23 protein-coding genes are annotated in these 19,807 nt (G+C 48.2%); 5 read left to right on the top strand and 18 right to left on the bottom strand.

The features are described 5' to 3' along the window. Positions 1-610 precede the first annotated feature (610 nt). Entirely contained in the window at positions 611-973 is a 363-nt protein-coding gene (locus tag Pelsub_RS02000) for a hypothetical protein (RefSeq protein ID WP_126440368.1), read from the top strand. Positions 974-1,032: 59 nt separating this feature from the next. On the opposite strand, the gene Pelsub_RS01995 is transcribed toward Pelsub_RS02000, so the two are convergent. Further along, the gene (locus Pelsub_RS01995) at positions 1,033-1,731 is read right to left on the bottom strand and encodes a hypothetical protein (protein ID WP_126440366.1); all 699 of its coding nucleotides are present in this window, start codon (positions 1,729-1,731) and stop codon (positions 1,033-1,035) included. 209 nt (positions 1,732-1,940) lie between these two features. Between Pelsub_RS01995 and Pelsub_RS01990 the strand changes: the two genes are divergently transcribed. Continuing rightward, positions 1,941-2,996 carry a PLP-dependent aminotransferase family protein gene (locus Pelsub_RS01990; RefSeq protein ID WP_116225404.1) on the top strand — a complete coding sequence of 352 codons (1,056 nt, stop codon included), beginning with the start codon at positions 1,941-1,943 and terminating at the stop codon, positions 2,994-2,996. Between the two features lie 159 nt (positions 2,997-3,155). Here the strand turns inward: Pelsub_RS01990 and Pelsub_RS01985 are convergent, their stop codons facing one another. From Pelsub_RS01985 to Pelsub_RS01925, 13 genes are all read right to left on the bottom strand, one after another. Next, on the bottom strand, positions 3,156-3,758 hold the full coding sequence (locus Pelsub_RS01985; protein ID WP_116225403.1) for a hypothetical protein: 603 nt from the start codon (positions 3,756-3,758) through the stop codon (positions 3,156-3,158). A gap of 168 nt (positions 3,759-3,926) precedes the next feature. Next, positions 3,927-4,427: a DUF7000 family protein gene (locus Pelsub_RS01980; RefSeq protein ID WP_116225402.1), complete on the bottom strand. Its 501-nt coding sequence runs from the start codon at positions 4,425-4,427 to the stop codon at positions 3,927-3,929. A 118-nt stretch (positions 4,428-4,545) separates the two neighbouring features. Continuing rightward, positions 4,546-5,451: a serine hydrolase domain-containing protein gene (locus tag Pelsub_RS01975; RefSeq protein ID WP_116225401.1), complete on the bottom strand. Its 906-nt coding sequence runs from the start codon at positions 5,449-5,451 to the stop codon at positions 4,546-4,548. Positions 5,452-5,549: 98 nt separating this feature from the next. After that, complete coding sequence (locus Pelsub_RS01970) at positions 5,550-6,218, bottom strand: hypothetical protein (RefSeq protein ID WP_116225400.1); 669 nt, start codon at positions 6,216-6,218, stop codon at positions 5,550-5,552. A 104-nt stretch (positions 6,219-6,322) separates the two neighbouring features. After that, a complete protein-coding gene (locus Pelsub_RS01965) occupies positions 6,323-6,742 on the bottom strand; it encodes a VOC family protein (protein ID WP_116225399.1) in 420 nt (139 codons plus the stop codon). Position 6,743: 1 nt separating this feature from the next. After that, entirely contained in the window at positions 6,744-7,115 is a 372-nt protein-coding gene (locus Pelsub_RS01960; protein ID WP_116225398.1) for a type II toxin-antitoxin system PemK/MazF family toxin, read from the bottom strand. Positions 7,116-7,678: 563 nt separating this feature from the next. Further along, entirely contained in the window at positions 7,679-8,959 is a 1,281-nt protein-coding gene (locus tag Pelsub_RS01955; protein WP_116225397.1) for a WD40/YVTN/BNR-like repeat-containing protein, read from the bottom strand. A gap of 28 nt (positions 8,960-8,987) precedes the next feature. Then, entirely contained in the window at positions 8,988-10,250 is a 1,263-nt protein-coding gene (locus Pelsub_RS01950) for a WD40/YVTN/BNR-like repeat-containing protein (protein WP_116225396.1), read from the bottom strand. Between the two features lie 418 nt (positions 10,251-10,668). Next, positions 10,669-11,322 carry a hypothetical protein gene (locus Pelsub_RS01945; RefSeq protein ID WP_116225395.1) on the bottom strand — a complete coding sequence of 218 codons (654 nt, stop codon included), beginning with the start codon at positions 11,320-11,322 and terminating at the stop codon, positions 10,669-10,671. 11 nt (positions 11,323-11,333) lie between these two features. Further along, positions 11,334-12,146, bottom strand: a complete 813-nt coding sequence (locus tag Pelsub_RS01940) for an alpha/beta hydrolase family protein (protein ID WP_116225394.1) — start codon at positions 12,144-12,146, stop codon at positions 11,334-11,336. Positions 12,147-12,315: 169 nt separating this feature from the next. Then, positions 12,316-13,248 carry a DUF2971 domain-containing protein gene (locus tag Pelsub_RS01935; protein ID WP_116225393.1) on the bottom strand — a complete coding sequence of 311 codons (933 nt, stop codon included), beginning with the start codon at positions 13,246-13,248 and terminating at the stop codon, positions 12,316-12,318. 132 nt (positions 13,249-13,380) lie between these two features. Beyond that, positions 13,381-14,052: a DUF4145 domain-containing protein gene (locus Pelsub_RS01930; protein WP_198418381.1), complete on the bottom strand. Its 672-nt coding sequence runs from the start codon at positions 14,050-14,052 to the stop codon at positions 13,381-13,383. Positions 14,053-14,291: 239 nt separating this feature from the next. Next, positions 14,292-15,224, bottom strand: coding sequence for a hypothetical protein (locus Pelsub_RS01925; RefSeq protein ID WP_116225392.1), 933 nt, complete (start codon positions 15,222-15,224; stop codon positions 14,292-14,294). Positions 15,225-15,531: 307 nt separating this feature from the next. Here Pelsub_RS01925 and Pelsub_RS01920 point away from each other — a divergent pair, with 307 nt between their 5' ends. Further along, entirely contained in the window at positions 15,532-16,263 is a 732-nt protein-coding gene (locus Pelsub_RS01920; RefSeq protein ID WP_116225391.1) for an AAA family ATPase, read from the top strand. A 217-nt stretch (positions 16,264-16,480) separates the two neighbouring features. On the opposite strand, the gene Pelsub_RS15790 is transcribed toward Pelsub_RS01920, so the two are convergent. The 4 genes from Pelsub_RS15790 to Pelsub_RS01900 form a co-directional block, all read right to left on the bottom strand. Next, positions 16,481-17,281 (bottom strand): uracil-DNA glycosylase family protein, encoded by an 801-nt coding sequence (locus tag Pelsub_RS15790; protein WP_116225390.1) that lies wholly within the window; start codon positions 17,279-17,281, stop codon positions 16,481-16,483. Between the two features lie 192 nt (positions 17,282-17,473). After that, complete coding sequence (locus Pelsub_RS01910; RefSeq protein WP_116225389.1) at positions 17,474-18,031, bottom strand: DUF1697 domain-containing protein; 558 nt, start codon at positions 18,029-18,031, stop codon at positions 17,474-17,476. Between the two features lie 254 nt (positions 18,032-18,285). Further along, positions 18,286-18,684, bottom strand: a complete 399-nt coding sequence (locus tag Pelsub_RS01905; RefSeq protein WP_116225388.1) for a Zn-ribbon domain-containing OB-fold protein — start codon at positions 18,682-18,684, stop codon at positions 18,286-18,288. 162 nt (positions 18,685-18,846) lie between these two features. Then, positions 18,847-19,071: a hypothetical protein gene (locus Pelsub_RS01900; RefSeq protein ID WP_126440365.1), complete on the bottom strand. Its 225-nt coding sequence runs from the start codon at positions 19,069-19,071 to the stop codon at positions 18,847-18,849. A 118-nt stretch (positions 19,072-19,189) separates the two neighbouring features. On the opposite strand from Pelsub_RS01900, the gene Pelsub_RS01895 reads away from it, so the two are divergent. Both Pelsub_RS01895 and Pelsub_RS01890 read left to right on the top strand, forming a co-directional pair. Continuing rightward, positions 19,190-19,453, top strand: coding sequence for a hypothetical protein (locus Pelsub_RS01895; protein ID WP_126440363.1), 264 nt, complete (start codon positions 19,190-19,192; stop codon positions 19,451-19,453). Between the two features lie 38 nt (positions 19,454-19,491). Further along, positions 19,492-19,800, top strand: a complete 309-nt coding sequence (locus Pelsub_RS01890) for a hypothetical protein (protein ID WP_116225386.1) — start codon at positions 19,492-19,494, stop codon at positions 19,798-19,800. Positions 19,801-19,807: the final 7 nt, after the last annotated feature.

Genomic DNA, 19,807 nt, shown 5'->3' with positions numbered 1-19,807 from the left:
TCCTTTATCAATCTTTTTAGGAAAATCTAATTATAGATGGATTTTCAATACATTCTTCTCCGACTTCCCTGTAAAAATATTAATTTTTTGAAATATCCCCAAAACATTAAAAACAAAGACGATAAAACGTTAAGAGGATATAATGCCGGAAATTTCGAATAACCAAAGCATATCCTTCAGACCGCAGGGATCCAATCGCATAGCAGACAGGCCGAAGATATCCTGGTTAATTCCAATAGATAATGTTATTTCAATGAATAGATAGGTGGCAAAAATCAGTTCTTTAAATTACGTCGAAAAAATCAAAACAGCATATAGAAATCGCCCCAGGCAAATTAAACCGGATATATTTTTATTCTCCGGGATCATATTAGCTGCCGTTTTCGCTTTCATATCCTTCTCGGTTTTTATTCATCCTGAAGGAGAACGTTTTTGTTACAATTTTTACTTGGAAGTGGGGTCGATCAGTATCCTTTCCGCGACAGTATTAACAACCTCCGCGCTGATTGCTTATACTTGCTTTTTTATCAGCCCCAATGCAAAAAGGAAACAGAAGGTTTTTTTTCTGATCGCTGCTATTGCGTTAACCTATCTGGCCGTGGATGAGGTAATGCAATTCCATGAAAACATTGGGACAAATCTAGATCACATCCGTTTTTTCAGGAAACTGATTGCCTGGACCGGCGTCCACAGCTGGAACGATATGATCATCATTATTTACGGTCTGGTTGCCCTGCCCGTCCTGATTTACGTTTTACCAACCGTATTTGAAGTCCCCTATATTGCGGAGTATTTTGTTATCGCTTTCGTCTGTTATGTCATCCACACAACCATTGACGCAAGTTTCAGACCTCCAACAACGGCATCTTACATTTTCGAAGAATCTGCGAAACTATATACTTCCACTTTCATAGCATTGGGATTGTTATCCGGACTGCAATTCCTGATCAAAACAAGAAGTAAGGATGCCTGATCCCTCCAGTCCCATTCCAGCCTTCCCTAAAGCCTAATACTGGGGGAAGGGTTAAAGCTTTAATTCAATTGTATGGAATCCAAAATGGCATGGAAAGCATCCTGATATTGCTCATCCACCGCGCGGTAGAGATCCCGCCAATCTTCACCGGCGGGAATTTCTACGGTGTTGGGTGAACCGGATATTGTCAGCAGGTTGGATTGGTCATCCACCAAAATCACTTCGCGAGAGTAGATAGGTTCAGTTTGAGCCGTGTCGGAAAGCGTGGCAGTGTATTCAAATCCGTGTAAATCATCCAGGTTGAGCTGGCGCACGCGAATGATGCGGCTTCTGGTATCGGAGAGCGACTCGCCGTCCTGCATGGCAGTCAGTTTTTGGTAAGTATCCTGCCAGTAGGTGTTCCGGTTATTTTTGGTGTATTGCACCACAATGTAATAAGAATTCGGCTGGGTCAAAGCCTGGTCGGCGCGGTCCGTCCCGTAGGGATAAACTACATCGGACCCAATCGCAATCCTCAGGGTATCGCCGGACACGTATTCATCAGGCCCGAACCAATCGGATGGATAGTTAAACGAGAGACCAAAGTCCGTGTTGGTATATTGGTTGTCCTCCGCAGGTGAAGTACTGCTCAACGAAGGCTGGGCAAGAGTCTCCTCAACAGGCAAGGGTGCAGAGTCCACGGAGGGATGGGGCAGGCAGGCGCTCAAGGAAAAGAGCGTCAGGGAAATTAACAAGGCGATTGTCTTATTTATATTCATATATTTATGACGAATGATCGCAGGCTTTGGTTCCCGGTCTGGCGCTTCCTAACCTCCCTTTTTTCGCCCCCTCCCTTCCTCCCCGCCCCCTCCTAACCTCCCCCATTTCACCCCCTCCCTTCCTCCCCCAAAGTCTGACGACTTTAGGGGAGGTGATTTTTGGAAATACAATTAGAGCAATATGTTGATAAGCAGCGGAGAGATATTATATGTATGTGGGCGGTGAGTTTTACGCGGATGAGCGCTGGCGGTTGGATGAGCCGGCAATAGACACCTCGGGGTCGCTTTTCCTGAACGGTGGGAAAGCCTGCCTGACGGTGATCGGCGATTATTTGGTATCGCAGGGCATCCGTGAAATACTGCTGCCGTCTTACCTGTGCCCATCCATTCTTAATGCGCTGGTACCGTGCGGGTTATCCTTCGCCTTTTACCAAGTGAAACCGGATTTGAGCATCGACCTGCAAGACCTGGCACGCCAAGCGCAGGGGCAGCGCGCGGTGTACTTCATCAACTATTTCGGCTTCAACCAGCCGCTGGAAGTGCAGGCAGCCTTACGCAGTTTGCAGGAGAAAGGCAAGTTAGTAGTCGAGGATAACGCCCAGGCTGCCTTCCACCCGCAGCCATTCGGGGATTTTGCCTTTAACAGCCTGCGCAAGTTCTGCGCACACGACGGGGGTTACCTGACCACAAAGATGGATGTGAGCGCCATCCTCTCCAAATATTCGGATTTGCCCAACCGGCGCTTGCCGGTCATCCGGGAATATCGAGAAAAATTAGCGGATTACCTTTACCAGGCTCTGGATACTTACGATGAACTGAAAGCACTGTACGCACGCGCGGAAGAACTGTATGACAGCGACAGGGTGGTGCTGGGCGACCCGCTGGAGCAGGCTGAGATCGAGCGGCTGAATTGGGCCGGCATCCGCCAGGCGCGCCGCGAGAATTACACCTACCTGCTGGAAGCCATAGCCGGCATCAAGGCGCTGCGGCCGATCTTCCCGCAACTGCAAGCAGACATTATGCCGCTGGGGCTGCCGGTATACGTGGAAGGGATCGAGCGCGACTGGCTGCAGGATGAGCTGGGCGAGGCGGGCATCGGGTTGACAGCGCATTGGGCCGAACTGGCGCAAGACACACGCCTGAATGACAACGCCACGGCGGTGGAAATGGCCAACACCATGCTGACATTGGTCATCGACCAGCGCACCGGCCATAAGCAAATGGATACCATGGTGGAAAACCTGACTGCGTTTTGCAGCGGTTAAATTTCTCTGCGGCGACCAGAGAAACCCTGAACAAACCCTGATTCATCTATATCTTCTTATCCCCTTTTCAAACGCAAAAAACTGCTCCGAAATCGGAGCAGTTTCCTTTTTTTCATCTTCCGGGTTTTCAAATCCGGTGTACGGCAACTTTAACAAAATTTATTCAACGATAAACGGTATTGCAGGTACATCGTCAAAATTAAAGGTAACTTGCTTGCCCAGGCTTGACTCATCCACCTGGTAGATCATATGGAAGTATTCTTCCACGGGGATATCCAAACCTTCGCCCGTAATGGCCATCATCATGCAACGTTTGACCTCGATGCTGAACGGGTCAATTTCGCTGGAAGCTTCCTGGGCGCCCAGATAATAGGCTCCCCGAACCTGCCCATTTTCGTCGACTACAACAACATCCGAGATCGAAACTGACTTTTTCTCACCCAAAGGCTTTGCACTGAACGCAACCGCAAGATAACGACTGCCTTCATTCGCCAACACTCTTCCCTTCACCTCCGAGTCATAGACATCTTCCTCCATTAATGAGACACCCAACAGGGTCACTTCCCAATTCTCACTGGAGACCGGCATTCCAATTTCAGGGACAGTCGTTGCCGTAGGTTCCAGGGTTGGAACCGCGGTGGGTTCGGGGGTGTCTGTTGGCAAGGCAGTTGCCGTAGGTGTCGGCAAGGTCGGAGCTGATTGGCAAGCCGACAATGCGCCAGATAACAGAACCAGAATTAAAACGAATAACTTTATTTTCATATTTTCCTCTATGCTGAGTATTTTGGGATAATTTTCCACCCAGAATCAAATTATACATTAATCTCAAAAAGAGATAACTAATAAATTCTGCAAGTATAGTTTTGAGTAAACGCAAAAGGGATGAAACACCGCAACCCTCGTGCGCTGAATTGAAAAAAGACGGCAAGGTCAATCCCGCACGGTGGACAAAAATGTCTCCACGTCGGCGCAGAAGGCCAGCGTTTCTCGTTCGATTTGAGCGGACAAGGCCAGCAGATTGCTGAAGTCCGGGTCGGCCGTGATGGTATGCTCCAGAATGGCGTCCGGGTTCTGCGCAGCGTCTACACGGGGGTACTTCTCCCAACCGGCATCCTCGATTAGCTGCGCATACTGAGCCAGCACTGCACGGTTGGCCGCAGACAGCCAAACTTCAAAGGCAAAGGTCTCATGGACAAACACGATAGCAATTTTCAGACCTTTGTCTTTCAACGCCGGTGGTGTAAAAGAGAAATAGGTCATATCCATGTAGCCGAAGTACAGGCTGCCGGACACCTGATATTCGGGGTATTTGGCTTTCAACTGTGTCTTCAGGGCAGACATGTATTCCATCAAGCCGCGGTAGGCCTGTTGAATGGCGCCCTTTTGCATTTGTGCGCGGTACTCGCTCATTGCATCCGAAAGTGATCCCATTCCAATTTCCTCCTCATTCAGAGATGAACCACTGGCAAATCGTCCAGCTCCAATTTACCTTATCCTGATAAAAGTGTACAGACTGAGAAACCAGGCAACTTCCAAGGATTCCCAATTGCTACAATTGTTCAACGATAAAATCCCAAGTCAATTCAAGAATAGCTGTCATCTTCTCGGGTTCATTCGAAATATACGTGATAACAGCCTGTTTTTTTGGAATGACTACCGTGTATTGCCCATACAAACCATCCAGACGATAAGAGCCGGGATAGGAGTTCATCCACAACTGGTATCCATAACCCGCACGGTGATCGGGGGTCGCGAAGTATTCATCGAAATCCGAATTATCAATTTGCTTGCCGGTTGCCTCGCGGATATATTGCGCAGGAATAAGGCTAACGTTTTCCCACTTGCCCTCATTCAACAGCAATTGACCGAATTTTGAAACCTCATGGGCCGCTAAGTGCAATCCGGAGCAACCGAAATTGACGCCGTCGCGATTGTGTTCCCAATGCACATCCTGGATCCCCAGAGGTTCAAAAATTCGCGGACATAAATAATCATTCAAGTTAGTGCCGGTCGTCAGGCTGATCAATTTGGACAGCATGTAGGTGGCAGCGTTATTGTATAAAAAGTGCGAGCCGGGTTCATAGACGATCGGTTCGCGAAAGAAAATGCCCTCCACATCGTCAAGCGGTTCACCGGCATGCCATGCTGCGGTAAAGGGACAATTCGCCTGTCCTGTCCCCATGCATAACAAATCACGAATGCTGACCTTCTCCCACTCAGGCTCTGATGGAATTTGGAAATATTTAGAGATAGGATCCTCTACCTTCAAAAGACCCTCACCTTCCGCAATACCAATTGCCATCGATGTAAAAGTCTTAGAGTTGGACCAAAGCAGTACCCGCTGTTCTTCGGCGAAATCATGTTCCGCCACAACCTCACCATTCTGACGGACAACGATATTCAGAATATTCAGTTTATGTTCAGCCGCAGATTGAATCAAGCGATTTAAATTCATTGAACCACATTTCAACTTTTAATATTTTCCCAAGTTTAATCCAACCCTTTGGGATTGGACACCTTTAAAGCAAGGTTTTTTTTTCTTTCAAAAAAGGATCATTCGATGCGGTCTTCGATCTCCCAGGCATGGTCGAGGGTATGCCAGGCGGTACGGCGCACGAAGAAGCGCGGCGTCCAACGCCCCCCGCCGCGTGGTCCGACTGCGGGAATCCCACCCTGCACGGAAGCCGCCAACGTCTCCAACATGACGCGCCGCCGGGTCTGATCATCCCGGCTGTCGAGCGGCATTTTCCCGCCCAGTTTGGATAGGTAAGCCAACTCGGCTTCGCCCACGTGGGCAACCATTTTGGCCAAGTCGCGGCCGCCGCCGCGCGGCCCCGTACGCATAGATTTGCCTTCAGCAGCCTGCGCGGCACGGTCGAAAGCAGCCCAGGAAGCCGCGAGCAAGACCTGCATGTACGCCAGTTCATCTTCACTTACAAGCAGGTCATCCGGCGGCAGGGGCATGGCAGGCGCGCCAAAATCGGTGGTGGCGTTGCCAACAACTTTGCCCTCCACCTGCAGGTCGATCAAAGAAAGCGCATCCGGGAATTCCAATCCGCTGCCCGTCAGGGCCTGTGCATAGCGCGGGGCATACTCCAGCAAAGCCCGTAAAGCGGCGTCCTCACTGCCCCCGCTACGGCACCAGCCCGGCCAATGCGGAACAACCGCAAAGGTGCGTGTTTGGCCGATTTCGAGAAAAACCCAGATCGGATTGAGCGACATGGTAGAACCTCCTGTCCAATTTGAGCATAGCCCGGCTGTCAAAAAACCGGACTTTATTATGTTTTCATTGAATATTTACACGCGATCAAATTCCATCTCATTCATCATAGCCGTGCAGATAAGGGATGGTTCTCATTCAACTGCAGCAAGTCCCACAGGTTCCCGTAGAGGTCTTCAAAGACCGCCACTATCCCATAAGATTCTTCTTTGGGAGGGCGAATAAACTTAATGCCATTAGCGACCATCTCGTCATAATCGCGCCAGAAATCGTCCGAGTTAAGGAAGAGGAAAACACGGCCGCCGGTCTGGTTACCGATGAAGGGCTCCTGCTCCGGCTTGGACGCGCGCGCCAGCAGCAGGGTGGTGCCGGAAGAACCAGGGGGAGCCACCACTACCCAGCGCTTATCCTGGGCGGGTTGGTAGGTATCCTCCACCAAAGTGAAATGCAATTTCTGTGTATAAAAGGCAATGGCTTCGTCGTAATCCCGCACGACCAGAGCGACGTGCACAATGGATTGACGCATCTTATTCTCCATCCTCTTCATGGTGAGCAGTCATGTGCTGTTGAAGGCGCAATCCCGCCAATATCTGCCGGACGCGTTCCGCGGACAACGAGCCGATATATTCGCCCAATTGCGTCTTATCCACAGTTGAGACCTGTGAAACGGCCACAATGCTCTGCCTGGGCAAATTCGCTTCCCCCGGCTCAAGCAGGACGTTGCCGGGTATGCTCACCCGTTTCATATTGGTCGTCAAGGCACACACAACCACGGTGTTGATACGGCTGCGGTTGACGACATTTTCCTGAATTACCACATGGGGATGGGTAATGCCCGCTTCCGACCCACGCGGATCTTTCAGCGGTACCCAATAGATATCACCCTGATTGATTACCATAGAAACAGAATATCCTCTTAATATCAGCAATTATGCCATAACAAAAACGCGCTCTTCTGAATGAGAGCGTGTTTTCACCAGTAGTACTAGAAAAATGGAGAGTTCTAAAAATGAAGGCATCTACCCAATGATCGAATTGGAGCGTTTTTCTTTCAACGCTACACATTTCTCGCCCCCACTTAATCTCCCCATTTTCACTACGCCAGTGCCTGCCCCCTCCTAACCTCCCCCATTTTTGCTTTGCAAAATAGGGGAGGAATACTTAAAACATTTCATTCAACATTTTAAGGTCAAGCATGAGGGGCTTTATCGTGTTGCCGCTCCTAGCCTCACCCATAATGGAGCGTCCATTCCGGTAACAGCTCGAGGCTATTCCGGAATGGGTATCTCCGATCTTTGCTCTCGCAAAACGCTTCAAAAAATAAGGGAGGCGTTAATGAAGAATCATCCCTCAATGAGTACTTTTCAATTCCATGACGGCGGCCCGGCAGAAGACGCGTACGTCACGTGCTATGCCCTCGAGGCGAGTTTTCAAGCCCAATTGTCAGCTTGTTTCCAGTTGTTCAATCAACGTAACGATAAATGCGGCCATATGCTCCGACGGCCCAACCATCCGAGGCGCTGAGCATGTCGACGGCATATAAGTCTATAAAACCCGGAACTTTGGTATGCAGGCTCCAGGTTGAACCGTCGTAATGGTAGATATAGCCATAAAACCCTACGGCCCAGCCATCCGTGGCGCTGAACATGAAAATTGATTGAAGGGTCGTTCCCTCCGGAGCCGTGGTGTGCAGGTACCAGTCGGTACCGTCGTAGTGGTAGATCCTGCCACTCGTCCCCGCAGCCCAGCCATCCGTGGCGCTGCGCATGGTAATTGATTGAAGGATCGTTCCCTCCGGAGCAGTGGTGTGCAGGTACCAGTCGGTACCGTCATAGTGGTAGATCCCGCCACTCGTCCCCGAAGCCCAGCCATCCGTGGCGCTAAGCATGGACACAGAAATCAGGGGTAATCCCTCCGGAGTTGTAGTATGCAGGCTCCAGGTTGAACCATCAAAGTGGTAGATATAGCCATAATACCCCACTGCCCAGCCATCCGTGGCGCTGAGCATGTCAATCGACCAAATACTGCTTGCTTCGGGATAAGTGGTATCCAGGTTCCAGCTCGATCCGTTGTAGTGATAAATATGGCCCCAATTTCCGGCAGCCCAGCCATCCGTGGCGCTGAGCATGGAAATTGATAGAAGGGACGTTCCCTCCGGAGTCGTGGTGTGCAGGCTCCAAGTTGAACCGTCAAAGTGGTAGATCCTGCCACCCTCCCCCACAGCCCAGCCATCCGTGGCGCTGAGCATGGAAATTGAACTAATGAGGGATCCTTCTGCCGTGATGCTATACAAATTCCATCCGGGACCTTCATAGGTGCCCGTCACCCCAAACAGCGTCACGCCATGTTTGACGTTTTCGGCGACCAGGTCGGTGTCGTTGCAGGTTGCCGTATTCGAGCGATAGATCCCATTGGGAAGATCGACAGTCCTGGAACCATCCGATCCAGCGACGTCGCTGCCGGCATCCGGGATGACAGCATAGATATCGTTGAGGGAATGCATAGTTCCCGTGCCCGGGGCAACCGCAGGCTCGGTGAAGGTGCTTTGAGAGCCGGCTGTCCCGTTGCTCAGGCGCTGGTAGATGTCCTCCAGGGTGTAGGAAGTCGTGCTACCCGGCGCGGCGGGCGCGTCGGTCGTGCCGGAGGCAGCCAGAACGGTCACTGCCGTTAGCAGCATGGCAACCAGCGTCAGCGGCAGGGCTTTGATGAAGTGTCTCCACATGACCGAAGGGTGTTTATCCATGTATTCTCCCAAGTTTGTTAATGATATGTCAATCAAATAAATGATAGATGCGGCCATCATCTGCCACGGCCCAGCCATCCGTGGCGCTGAGCATGGAGACTGAGCGAAGCATCGACCTCTGTGGAATGGTGGTGTGCAGACTCCATTCCACGCCATCGTAGTGGTAGATAATACCGTAAACACCCACGGCCCAGCCATCCGTGGCGCTGAGCATGTCGACCGAGTAAAGGCTCGTTCCCTCCACAGTCATATAGTCCGTTCTCCAATGCGAGCCGTCGTAGCGGTAGATCCAGCCGTCTCGTGCCGTGGCCCAGCCAGCCGTGGCGTTGACCATGTCGACCGACCAAATGGTTAATCCAGGGGATACGCTTTCGCCCCAACTCCAGGTCGAGCCGTTGTAGTGATAGAAATTGCCCTCTTCTCCCACAGCCCATCCATCTGTGGCGTTGACCATGGAGACCGACCAAAGCGTTATTCCCTCATCCGTGGTGGCGCGAAGGCTCCAGTTCGAGCCGTCGTAGTGATAGAAATAGCCCCCTTCTCCCACGGCCCAGCCATCCGTGGCACTGACCATGAAAACTGAGTGAAGGGCTTTTCCTTCTGCCGTGGTGGTATGCCTGCTCCAGGTCGTACCGTCGTAGTGATAGATACGGCCGCCAGATCCCACGGCCCAGCCATCCGTGGCGCTGAGCATGTCGACTGACCATAGGTCAGATCTTTCTGCCGTGGTGGTGTGTCTGCTCCAGGTCGTACCATCGTAATGATAGATATTGCCCCCTTCTCCTACAGCCCAGCCATCCGTAGCGCTGAGCATAGATACTGAAAGAAGGGGATCTTCTGCTCTACTGTATATGGACCAGCCGTTAAGGTAGATACCGGTCACGCCAAAAATGGTCACGCCATGTTTGATATTGTCCCTGATCAGATTGGCGTCGTTGCAGGTAGCTGAATTCGAGCGATAGATCCCATCGGGAAGATCGACAGTCCTGGAACCATCCACCCCAGCGACATCGCTGCCGGCATCCGGGATGACAGCGTAAATATCATTGAGGGAATGCATGCTGCCCGTTCCGGGGGCGACCGCGGGTTCGGTGAAGGCGCTTTGTGAGCCAGCTGTCCCGTTAATCAGGCGCTGGTAGATATCCTCCAGGGTGTAGGAAGTCGTGCTGCCCGGTGCGGCGGGCGCATCGGTCGTGCCGCTGGCGGCCAGAACGGTCACTGCCGTTAGCAGCGCAGAAATGATGACGATCAACAGGATTTGTGGAATAGATATATAAAATTTACGTTTCATTTTGCCCTTTACCTTTTTCTGCTCCGGTTATGGTTTGTGTTCATCCAGAATGTTCTGCAAAATCGCCATACGATCATGAAAACCCACACTGCTGAATTTTCATGAAAGACCAGCGCCGGGGAGGACGGTCTGGGAGATGAAAAACCAGCTTCCATAGACTGGCAGGCATCCAGAGCGCCTCCGAGTACTTTAAATGAATACACCGGGATTTATTGTATAGATCGAGCGTTCAAAAATCGTGCAAAATGTCGTGTATAGAAAGTTTTTTATAAGCAGATGGCAGGCAAGCAAGGCAAATGCTGTAGATCATGGCATAGCGGTAAATTTCGAGTTGAATACTGGGACGGGAAAATTAAAGCAATAATTCTTTAAAATCTTCAATGTGCTGCCGGCTTTAAAATAACCAGACAACTACCGATCAGGCAAGGACCTGAATTGAAAACTTCCGCACCAACGCATCAGCCTTCTTTCTAGTCTTGGGGCTCACCGCCTTGGAAGCGGTCCGGATAAAGGCATTGATCTGGTCCTTGCGGGGAGATTGGTCATAGACTTGCTCCAAAATGACCAGCACATCATATTTGAGCAAGTCTTTTTGTTTAGCCGGGTAATCGCAATATGTATCCAGATCGAACAGACGATCGAGAAAGAAATCCAGGGTTTCGGGCTTGTAGGTAATGATCTTTTGACAATTGCGCACGCAGTACTGCCCGGTGCAGAACTTCGCGTCATTAATATGCGCGACGTATTGGTCAGCAAGTGAAGCAAACAGGTCCTGGTGATCTACTTGGGTTAAATTCGCCAGGATGGTCAAAGCAAAATCGCGGTGATAAGAATTGGGATGATCCAATAAGGGCGCGATATCCGGCCAGTATGGGTAAAATAACTGCGGCTCCGCCTGGCTGGCTTTGGAAAGCACCTCATAGCAATGGTAATAGACCATGATATCCGGATTGGCGATCATTTGGCTGACAAGTTCATCACGAATGCCCTTGTCCTCAACAGCCAAGCGCGCAAAGGCTTCCAAATCAAAATCTTTGACCGCGATCTTTGCAATCAGCTCATTATTTTCCATGGTTTCTCACCTTAGAGCGTTTCTTTCAGCCACATCAGCGTGGCGGCTGCGGCCTGGTAAAAGACACGCGTGTCGCGCGTGAGGGTGCGGAAGGTGTGGTCGCCGCCCTGGATGACGTACATACGCGAGTCCGGGTTCTTGCAGACTTCCACGGTCTGCTGGATGTCCTCAACCGTCATGAAGTCCTCGGTGCCAACGATGGCCAGCAAGGGCGCTTCCATTTTCGCCAGTTCCTCGCGGAAATTGACGGACTCGATGTCCTTCATCCACTGCAAGCCCATGTAGCGTACATGGCCCGCCCATTCCTTTTCGACGATGCGGGCATAGCCATTGGCTTCGGCCTCCGCGCGGGCTTCCTGGGGGATTAGAAGCGAGATCGGCCAGCCGGTACCGCTGGCCCAGGTGACCACGGATTTGTAGCCGGGTTCGTTGGCGGCCGCCAGGTAGGCATGCAGGCCGCCCTGGCTCCAGCCGATCAGGCCAATGCGCTCGCCAGCCACCCAGTCCAAGCCGCGCAGGTACTCAGTGGCCGCGAGGATGTCCGCGCGGGCGTTGCCGAAATTGAAATCTTTCTCGTGGCCGGCGCTTTCGCCGTGCCCGAGGAAATCGATGCGGATGCTGGCAATGCCCTCGCGCGCCAGCATTTTAGCCAGACGCTTGTAGCTGCCGGCGACTTCGTCCTTCTGCGTGCCGGTGCCGTGCAGGATGATCACGGCAGGGACGGGGTTAGCGGGTGTAGCGGCTGCGGGTTTTTCGATGCGGGCTGGGACCTCGTGGTCGCCGTTGGGGATGAAGAGGGTGTGGTCGAAGGTTTGTGGGGGCATGGGTGAGTTCCTTACAATATTTCTTATGGAAAACAAATAAGAGGGAGCGGTTTTAATTATAAATTAATGACTTTATATATTTACCAATGAGAAAGTATACTCTCCGAATATCAAAGATAACAATTGACACAAAAAAACTCTATAAATCAACATAATGCCAATCTAAGAATTATTTCTTCTGATGTTCTTGGGTAATTTCATCCATGTCTCTGAGATAAGACTCTAGCAATCCAATACTATCAAGCATTCGGAATGGATTTTTAACTGCTGCCGAAGCTCTATTTGATTCATTAATTGAGCACCAAGAACATACTTTTGTATCTGTATTTCCCAATGGTTCTTTGCACATTATGCAAAATTTTGATGGAGGTAATAATTTCCCCTCCTTGAAAATATATGAGTCACCCGTTCTATTTACAAAGAATGGTGTTATTGAACTATGACCAATTTTCATTTCGAAGTAATTACATTTAAATCTATTAGCTTGCTTACTTAATGCTTCTTTCGTTTTTAGATTAGCACGAGGTCCACAAATGATGGCACTAACGCAATTAATGGGTATATCAATAAGTATTAATCCATTACTCTCTCTGGTTTCATCGGGGTCAATAACCATGCGACGTTCTAGCTCATAGTTCCAGCAAATATTCTTTGAAAAATATGCCATTCCTAAAACTTCATTAAAAAGGGAATAAGTGTGCCGAGGTTTTAAAGTTGTAAAAGCTTTATGAAGACTGTATTGAAGTGAATCATCTGGCTTTTCTCTGTAATCCACATCCCCAAACCTGCTTTTCGGGAATTGTTTTGCAAGATTTTCTTCATTAATCTCAATTACAAATCCTGCTAGGTTTTGGGCATAATGAGACCACATTGGAATAATGGATGGTGATTGAGAAAAACAAGTAGTAGGCAATTGGACTATCTCACCAATGATATCTGAATAGAACGCTAGGATTTCTGGCTGTTCATTAAAATCTATTGTCAAGAATAGTTCATAAGGATCATTAAAATCTTTAGGATAGCCACATTTTAATGATAAATATTTTTTAGACGAAAAAGCTTTATCGAGAATATCGGGACCGAAATATTTATATAGTTTCATGTTTTTTAAAGGTTGAAGGCATAATGATGCTAATTATGTAATGCTTTTTTCCAGCACAGTAAATCTTTGAAGGATTTCTGCTATTCAATCTTCATATCAATTCAGGATGGTTTACATATCCTTGATCGAGGTTTATTTCAGCAAAGGCTTCCCCATTGATTTCAGCTTGATGTTTAGTTCATCTCTTCTACGCTGCAAACGAGCAGGTTGTATAAAAAAATAATCAAAAAGTCCACGCACAATATCTAACGACCATTCAGCCTCCCCAGGTTCCACTTCGATTATCTCACCAGTATTTTTATCTTTCAACGGATGTGCCGCAAAATTACCAATATTTCTAATTGCGTCAACAGATTCTTTTAATACCGAAGGTATGTCATCATTAGAACAGAATTTTTCTATTTGAATACTTAATGAAGCTCCCTTAATTTTTGCTTCATCTATGAGAAGTTTTTGCAATAGCCGACGGCTTAATGCTGCAGAAGCTTTGGGGCTTTGGGACATAAGTTTCATAGCCTCAATAAAATCCTCTTTGTAGATATCAGGAATATCTTCAGATAAACCTATTTCAATGGAATATGGGTAGACGATTTTTTTATCATCTAATATCACCTCTTCATTATCGTCTTCCAAAAAGTCTTCATTCTCAACAGGCCCGTGAACAACTCTTATGATAGGTTCATTACATTCTGGACATATGTCGTACTCAATCCCAGTACCAATAGTTCCATCGAAACAAACCGGACCATTTGCAACCAAACTCCAATCTTCATGAAACGCAACCCCGCAATGAGGACAAATCATTTTTCAATCCCTACGAATTTTTATTCTATTCATTGACTTTCTATAGTCAATTATACAGACGTTTGATTTACAATAATTATTTAGAATTGTTATAAATAAGACATAATTCGCAATAAACAAGACTTTTTATTGAATGTATGTTTAGATCATTCCTGTAAATATTCAGGTTGAACAACTAAATGAAATTGATTTTATGCCAGATTCCAAATTACTATAAATGAAATTCAAAGATTGACCAATTATTCATTCCTTAAAAACCTTTCAAGGTTATTGACAGTGTTAAAAACGTTTGATGGTGAAAGGCCGAGAATTTTCGATAGAATAAATTCAGTCAATCGTATGAACAAAACTGCATCATTATACGAGGAGCTACGTTCTGGAAATCTCCCAAAATGAATTAACCTATTTCTAATTTCAGTCAAAGTTTCAATTCTTTTTCTTGATGCGGTGTCTATATCACCAGTCAAAGCAAATTCCACTAGAAGAAATGATATTTTGTCTGCCGAACCTATTTGTTGTATTTTCTTGCCCGAAAGCCATTGAGAATTGAGAATAGCAAATAAATGCTCCCAAATCGTCCAGCATTGAATAAATGCTGATTCAAGTATTTGATGTTTAAAAGCACTCTTTGCTAATAATAGGAAATATCCACCTTTATATTTTTTCTGCCAATCATTACTGCTTATTAATTTGTAAATCTTATTTAACCCCTCCTCGAATCCAATATCATATCCATAAGGTTCTGGGTCAATTGTCTGTTTCTTATAAGGAATCGAACACCTGAGAGTTCCACCCCAATCAAAGACTCTTGGATCAGCAATAATTACATCGCTAGTCCTTATTATCTGCTTATCTGTTTGAGGTCCAAGTGTAAACACATCTCGGCCGGTAAAAAGAGTTAGTAATAATAAAACATCCATTAAAGCAATATTATCTCTTCCTGACCAATTAAAAATCGCTTTTTCTTCATTCTTAGGTATTTCAACAAATGCTGTTAAGGAATGTGTACCTGTATTCTTCTTAATAGCAAATTCGGAAGAGTATGATATTACGTGTTGAAGATTCTGCAATTTCTGTTGGTAATCATCCACTCGTAAAAACCGATATCCAACTATATTTAATTCGGGACACCAAGAAGGAAATTCAAGGTTATAAACTGGCCGAAATTTCATGTTTTTCCTTTTCTCAACAAGAGATTCTTGGATAAAGAGAAATCAATCATCCATAATTATACAGATTCATTTTGATACCAGCGCCCACTTAACTGCTCTATTATCACTGTGCTGCCCGCCCCCTCCTAGCCTCCTCCATAATGGAGTACCTATTCCTGTACCAGCTCGAGGCTGTTCCGGAATGGGCATCTCCGCTCTTTGCTCTTACAAAGAGCCTCGAAAAATAGGGGGGAAAATCATTGTCAGGATTGATTAACTCTTTATAGGTACAATTCAGATAAACAAAATAGCGATCCGTGAGGTCGAGATGCCCTTCCTTAATTCAATTCGAACTGTCGAAAATACCGCTAACGCACAAGAATATCCATTCAATATTCCGGCTTTCTCCGAAGGAATCAACATGGAATTCAGCAGCAATGTGACTTTTTTTGTGGGAGAAAACGGATCCGGGAAATCGACGCTGCTCGAGGCTATTGCTGAAAACTGCGGGTTCAATGTAGCGGGCGGGAACAGGAACCATTATTACCAATATCATAAGACCGAATCCAATCTTGGATCGATATTGCGGTTTTCCTGGCTTCCCAAGGTAACGGATGGCTTCTTTCTGAGGGCGGAAAGCTTCTTCAACTTTGCCACATATATCGACAATCTGGAATCGGATGAACCGGGCGTGTATGACGCGTATGGCGGCAAGTCATTGCACGGCCAGTCCCATGGGGAAGCATTTCTGGCGTTATTTGAAAATAAATTCAAAAAAGGTATTTATATATTGGACGAACCGGAAGCCGCCTTATCTCCGAAAAGGCAATTGTCTTTTCTGGTGCTGATGCATGAACTTGAGAAGACAGGAAAGGCGCAGTTCATCATTGCCACGCATTCGCCGATCATTCTCAGTTATCCCGAAGCGATTATTTACAGCTTTGACCAAGAACGGATTACAAAGGTTATTTATGAAGAGACCGAGCATTATCAAATCACCAAAGACTTTTTAATGAATCCGGGCCTTTATCACAAACATCTATTCTCAAAAACCGAATAATGCTTTCGAAAAAAACGCTGGCTTCCCCCACAATGGAGTACCCATTCCGGGGACAGCTCGAGGCTGTTCAGGAATGTGCATCTCCGCTCTTTGCTCTTGCAAAGAGCTTCGAAAAATAGGGGAGGAATGCAGGATTGTTAAATAACAAAACCCCCGAATGGGGACTTTGTTTGATCATCTATTCAACCCTAACGCAGCGCGCCTGGTTGACACAGCGTCAGCCAGATTTTAAATACTGTGCAACCTTGCTTGCTGATTGCTTGAGCCATTTTTCATGATTATCGTACCAAACAGCGGATGATTGACCAAGCCGAGCAATTTGCCTGGGGTGAGCGAGCGGTAAAACATCTATTTCCTTATCACCTATTCGCGCCTTGTGTAGTTGACCGTATGACTGACCAGCATGCCCAAAATCCGAGAGTTTTCTCCAACGATTATCAAAAGGAAAAAGAAACCATTGTATAGGTTTATCGCCAAGCAATATTAGAATTTTTGCTTCTGACTCAATTATCTCAGCCAAAATCGCCTTTCGACGATTATCATCAGCAAGTACCGTTGGAACAGGTGGAACAGTGGGTTTGGCTAATCCATATTTTGATGCAATCGGTAAATATGCTCGCTCAATAGCTTTACGCTGAGAAGGATTTACACAACTATGAGGCACTAAATCACACAACCAGACATTTTGACGTTCCAATTCCAAAGGATGCAAGATCAACTTATCAAGGGCAATTCCCGATGGGCCGTTGAAATCTTGTTTTGCTGGAATGAGTCTCCCTATTTCTTCCGGAATGACGATTTGCTGAATTATGGATTCCGCATTTTCGCCACGCCAAAAGATATATGGTTCACTCGCAACAGCAAGAGCATTGACAACAGTTTTCTGGCTTTTGTTTATCCAACGTGCGTGAACTGCACTTGCATAAACGCCTAAAACAAACACGTCCTTCGAAGTGCGGTCTTTTTGTGAGACTTCATGTACTGACTGCCCAAACGGGAATGTTCCAATTGATTTCATTTAATCTTTCCGATTCATTCGATTGTGCAAGAGACTGGTGGCGCCAGAAAGGGCAGGATGCTGCACGTGGCCATCTCGACAGGCAAGCCGCCCCTTTTTTTGCTCTGATATCTCCTCCTGACCTCTCTTTTTTAATTTATTATTAACCATATTTAAGTTGATTCGCGCAATATTCAAGCAAGTAACTAACCTTTATTCCGCTTCCATTTTCCCCAGGATCTCCATCAACTTCATGACGGTATTCCAATTACGAATGGTCATGGATTTATAAGCCGGTGAGCTCATGATCTTGTTCAGGCGGCTCTTGGTGCGCAGCGCGCTGAGTCGCTGCGAGTAGATCACGCCCTCACCCGGCCAGATGCGATCCACGCCTTCGCGTGGGTTAAAGACGCTCATCGTTTCGGCGGCATCGATATCCATGAGGAAGATGGCATCGCTGTGGTATTGATCAGGCTGTTCACCGAATCCCTCAGGCTTGTTGGCAACCACGGCCCGGAATTGGACAGAAGTCAGCACCAGGACTTTGACGAATTCATCGTCCAATTTAAAATTCTGGGGGAGGCCTTTTTCCAGGCAATCACGGATCTCATACGCAGGTTTATTCGATCTCAAGATCACATTCCCGCTGGCAATGTAGGTGGAGACATCAACAAAGCCCTGTTCTTCCAGGAATTTTCTCAGGTCGGCCATCGATAGGGCGTTCTTGCCGCCGACGTTGATGCCCCGAATTAAAGCTATATAGGTTTCCATTTTCTCTGCCTCTATCTTTACAGATGATCTTTGTTCATTATACATATGCGTGCATCTGAGCCGAGCTCCTTCGTAACCTCCCCCATTTTCTCTTCACCGTCCTTACCACCTCCTAGCCTCATCCATTTTTTCTATGTTGTCCCGGCCCCCTCCTAACCTCCCCCATAATGGGTACTCCATTATGGGGGAGGAATAGCGTGCTTGTTAAATAAAAAAGCCTTCCATTCGGAAGGCTTTTTAGATACTCCAAATCTTTATCCCAATACCGGGCGGAATTTGTAACCGTAGATTAACATGCCGCGCTCGTCGCCGTCTTCTTTGATGCGGCGGGTGACCATCTCAACCGGCATGCCGATGTTGACGGGGGTGTCGCCCAGGTCGGTCAGTTGGGCGGTGACGGTGGGGCCTTCGGCCAGTTTGACCAGCGCGACGGTGTAGGGCAAGCTGCGCTCGAAGCCGGCCGGAGCGTTGTTCATGACAGTGTAGGAATAGACTTCGCCCTTACCGCTAAAGCGGAAGGGTTCTTTGGCCTCGCCGCCGCACTCGGGGCAGACATCGCGGGCCGGAAAAATTTTCGCGTCACAATGCGGGCAGACCTCACCCGTCAGGCTGTAGCGTTGTTTTTGTAATCTCCAATGGCGTGGAACTTCCATTGCTTACTCCTTTAAATTATTGATATTGAACACCATTCTATGAGGTTAAAACTATCAGAAGCTCTCACTTCAGCATCCCCCTTTTTCTCACGTTCACCTTTTGACAGGTTGTCAAAACCGGTAATTTTTGCTATTTTAATGTTCGTAAATAGAACATTAATTCTATTTCACACCTCCCCCGCGGGCCGGCGCCCGAACAGGGTCACAAGCCGGACCGGGGAGCGGCTGGAAACCAAGTAGCCAGACAACGCAGCGGCACAGCGGCGTGCCCCCTCCCGCGCCGCTGGCGCCCGCCAGGCACCCCTCCACCCGCCCGGGCCGGCCCGCACCGAAGGAAGTCATAAACAAGGAAGCACACAACGAAGCCAACATGACAGCAAACGTCACAACAAACGTCACCGCCAAACGCAAACGTGGCGGCCAGCCAGGCAACACCAACGCCCTGAAGCACGGGTTTTATTCCCATCGCTTCAATAACCTCGAACTGGCAGACCTCAGCACCACTTTGTCCGACGGCCTCACCGATGAGATCGCTCTCCTGCGCGTGATCATCCGCCGCGTTTTCGAATATGCCGACACAGACGCCCAAAGCCTCGACACCTGGTCGCAGGCCCTCAACACACTGGGCGCCGCTTCCACCCGCCTGGCCGGCCTGCTGCGCACCCAACAGCTTATCGCCGGCGACAACGGCGACGTAATCAGCGTCTTATCTCAAGCCATCGGAGAGGTAGCCCATGACCTTGGACTCAGCGACCCCGCTGGAAATTAAACGCGCCCTCTCCACCATCTGCGTAGAAATGGGATTCTATGGACGATTTGCAAGCGCAGCTCCTGAGCGAGCAATTCAACCGCCTGAAAGACAGCATCGAGTCGCGCTTTCGGCGGATCGAGAAAGAACTCGAACACCACGACAAGCTGGAGGCTGAGAAGATGAACTTCATCCGCAACCAGCTGCAGGAAATCCAGAACGACGTCGCCGACCATGAGAACCGCATCCGCACCATCGACGACGCGGTCATCTCCGGAAAAACCACCTCCACAATCATCCAAGCCGGACAGGCTGCCCTGACCCTGATCGCTTCCGCGATCGCTGCCTGGCTCGGGGGGAAGAAGTGAGCACCCT

It is taken from the genome of Pelolinea submarina (genome assembly GCF_003966975.1).
Lineage (GTDB): Bacteria > Chloroflexota > Anaerolineae > Anaerolineales > Anaerolineaceae > Pelolinea > Pelolinea submarina.
Note: the sequence above shows the minus strand (reverse complement) of the source record. Positions and strands in the feature narration are given on the sequence as shown.

Bases quoted from the DNA above. Each gene is read 5' to 3' on its own strand.
- Pelsub_RS01910 (WP_116225389.1), bottom strand. From the start codon at position 18,031: ATGGAAACCTATATAGCTTTAATTCGGGGCATCAACGTCGGCGGCAAG.
- Pelsub_RS01950 (WP_116225396.1), bottom strand. From the start codon at position 10,250: ATGAAACGTAAATTTTATATATCTATTCCACAAATCCTGTTGATCGTC.
- Pelsub_RS01995 (WP_126440366.1), bottom strand. From the start codon at position 1,731: ATGAATATAAATAAGACAATCGCCTTGTTAATTTCCCTGACGCTCTTT.
- Pelsub_RS01940 (WP_116225394.1), bottom strand. From the start codon at position 12,146: ATGCCCCCACAAACCTTCGACCACACCCTCTTCATCCCCAACGGCGAC.
- Pelsub_RS01955 (WP_116225397.1), bottom strand. From the start codon at position 8,959: ATGGATAAACACCCTTCGGTCATGTGGAGACACTTCATCAAAGCCCTG.
- Pelsub_RS01960 (WP_116225398.1), bottom strand. From the start codon at position 7,115: ATGGTAATCAATCAGGGTGATATCTATTGGGTACCGCTGAAAGATCCG.
- Pelsub_RS01905 (WP_116225388.1), bottom strand. From the start codon at position 18,684: ATGGAAGTTCCACGCCATTGGAGATTACAAAAACAACGCTACAGCCTG.
- Pelsub_RS01965 (WP_116225399.1), bottom strand. From the start codon at position 6,742: ATGCGTCAATCCATTGTGCACGTCGCTCTGGTCGTGCGGGATTACGAC.
- Pelsub_RS02000 (WP_126440368.1), top strand. From the start codon at position 611: ATGCAATTCCATGAAAACATTGGGACAAATCTAGATCACATCCGTTTT.
- Pelsub_RS01985 (WP_116225403.1), bottom strand. From the start codon at position 3,758: ATGAAAATAAAGTTATTCGTTTTAATTCTGGTTCTGTTATCTGGCGCA.
- Pelsub_RS01925 (WP_116225392.1), bottom strand. From the start codon at position 15,224: ATGAAATTTCGGCCAGTTTATAACCTTGAATTTCCTTCTTGGTGTCCC.
- Pelsub_RS01990 (WP_116225404.1), top strand. From the start codon at position 1,941: ATGTATGTGGGCGGTGAGTTTTACGCGGATGAGCGCTGGCGGTTGGAT.
- Pelsub_RS01975 (WP_116225401.1), bottom strand. From the start codon at position 5,451: ATGAATTTAAATCGCTTGATTCAATCTGCGGCTGAACATAAACTGAAT.
- Pelsub_RS01970 (WP_116225400.1), bottom strand. From the start codon at position 6,218: ATGTCGCTCAATCCGATCTGGGTTTTTCTCGAAATCGGCCAAACACGC.
- Pelsub_RS01920 (WP_116225391.1), top strand. From the start codon at position 15,532: ATGCCCTTCCTTAATTCAATTCGAACTGTCGAAAATACCGCTAACGCA.
- Pelsub_RS01945 (WP_116225395.1), bottom strand. From the start codon at position 11,322: ATGGAAAATAATGAGCTGATTGCAAAGATCGCGGTCAAAGATTTTGAT.
- Pelsub_RS01980 (WP_116225402.1), bottom strand. From the start codon at position 4,427: ATGGGATCACTTTCGGATGCAATGAGCGAGTACCGCGCACAAATGCAA.
- Pelsub_RS15790 (WP_116225390.1), bottom strand. From the start codon at position 17,281: ATGAAATCAATTGGAACATTCCCGTTTGGGCAGTCAGTACATGAAGTC.
- Pelsub_RS01935 (WP_116225393.1), bottom strand. From the start codon at position 13,248: ATGAAACTATATAAATATTTCGGTCCCGATATTCTCGATAAAGCTTTT.
- Pelsub_RS01930 (WP_198418381.1), bottom strand. From the start codon at position 14,052: ATGATTTGTCCTCATTGCGGGGTTGCGTTTCATGAAGATTGGAGTTTG.
- Pelsub_RS01890 (WP_116225386.1), top strand. From the start codon at position 19,492: ATGGACGATTTGCAAGCGCAGCTCCTGAGCGAGCAATTCAACCGCCTG.